Source organism: Segatella copri (assembly GCF_009494395.1).
GTDB lineage: Bacteria > Bacteroidota > Bacteroidia > Bacteroidales > Bacteroidaceae > Prevotella.
This window is the reverse complement of the sequence record NZ_VZCB01000105.1, coordinates 1-1,214: the sequence shown is the minus strand read 5'-3', so window position 1 is coordinate 1,214 and position 1,214 is coordinate 1. Positions and strand designations below refer to the sequence as shown.

Genomic DNA, 1,214 nt, shown 5'->3' with positions numbered 1-1,214 from the left:
GTGCATCACAACAGTAAAGATGGACAAGAGGAACATCTATTGTCTTGTAAAGCATGGCATGCCAAGGACAGACAACTTCCAAAAAGACAGATATTCCTTTGTCATCGTAAATAGGAAAAACGGAAAGACTAAGGAATATCCACTTCCGTCTGTCGCTCCTGCTGAATACAAATGTTTGGGGTATGGAATAAATGCACAGGATAAGCATTTCAACCCATTCATGTTTATCAAGAAAGATGGTAAGTACATCATTAGAATGTTGGACATTTAAGCTCCATTATAATGTGGACAATACACATTTTATCAATAAAGCCGTATCTTGCCCCAACCAGGTATTGATGCGGCTTTTTTCATTCTGTTTACAGGATTATGACATATAATCGTACCATTATAAATAGCATGTCGAATGCCAAGCATACAGATAGGATCTACTTATCAATGAAAATAGCATAATATAATTCATGAACAATTGAGAGATTGTAGCAGAATGTCAATGAATTTTTAGCCTCAAAAAATGAGGGTACGTCATGGAGTTATGACACACCCTCATAATTATAATTTTTAGTCGTATTTCACGATTATCACCCCATCATGTTTACTCCATACTGCATTAAAAGGCGTTGCAAAATCGCAATCAATTTTCCCCATAAATTCATTGTTGCTATACACATCTAATCTGATTCTGTTCTTTCGATTTTCTGAATAAGTAAAGCTAATTTCTGAATTTCTAATTTTTTCTATGCAAAGACTGTATCTTATAGTCTTAGCGCTCTTTGGATTGATTTTTATAAATTTATTCTTTGCTTTTGTCAAATATGTCCATCTATTGTTTATATATGTAAGTAAACCATAAACCTTGCCAATACTAATCTGCTTTTTACCATAATTTTCAATTGTAATTGTTACAAATGAAGGCTTTTTATCATGGACAATTGCACTGATTTTTAAAGAATCATTCAAGTATGTTTTACTTTCATTTTTAATATTATATTCTTCTTTTGAGGAAACAGAAGTAGTCCCCAATATTAGTAAAATGAAGACGAAACAACCCAATGTCAATCTATTCATAATTTAATATCTTGTTAAGCCGAAGGTCTGATTTATTAAATAAGCCTTAATACACGCTCCATAAGTGATACCATTGTATGTGATGCTCCCTAAATTAATCCCAACAGTATATCTCGTATTTGTCGCTTTTGTCAAGGCATAAACAA

1 protein-coding gene and 1 pseudogene are annotated in these 1,214 nt (G+C 32.5%); one reads left to right on the top strand and one right to left on the bottom strand.

The window, feature by feature from the left end; genetic code table 11:
- A pseudogene (locus tag F7D73_RS16115) lies at positions 1 to 271 on the top strand (hypothetical protein); the annotation flags it as partial.
- Positions 272 to 561: 290 nt separating this feature from the next.
- Here the strand turns inward: F7D73_RS16115 and F7D73_RS15800 are convergent.
- The gene (locus F7D73_RS15800) at positions 562 to 1,068 is read right to left on the bottom strand and encodes a hypothetical protein (RefSeq protein WP_153073255.1); all 507 of its coding nucleotides are present in this window, start codon (positions 1,066 to 1,068) and stop codon (positions 562 to 564) included.
- Positions 1,069 to 1,214: the final 146 nt, after the last annotated feature.

Coding starts and splice junctions, on each gene's coding strand:
- F7D73_RS15800 (WP_153073255.1), bottom strand. CDS start 1,068: ATGAATAGATTGACATTGGGTTGTTTCGTCTTCATTTTACTAATATTG.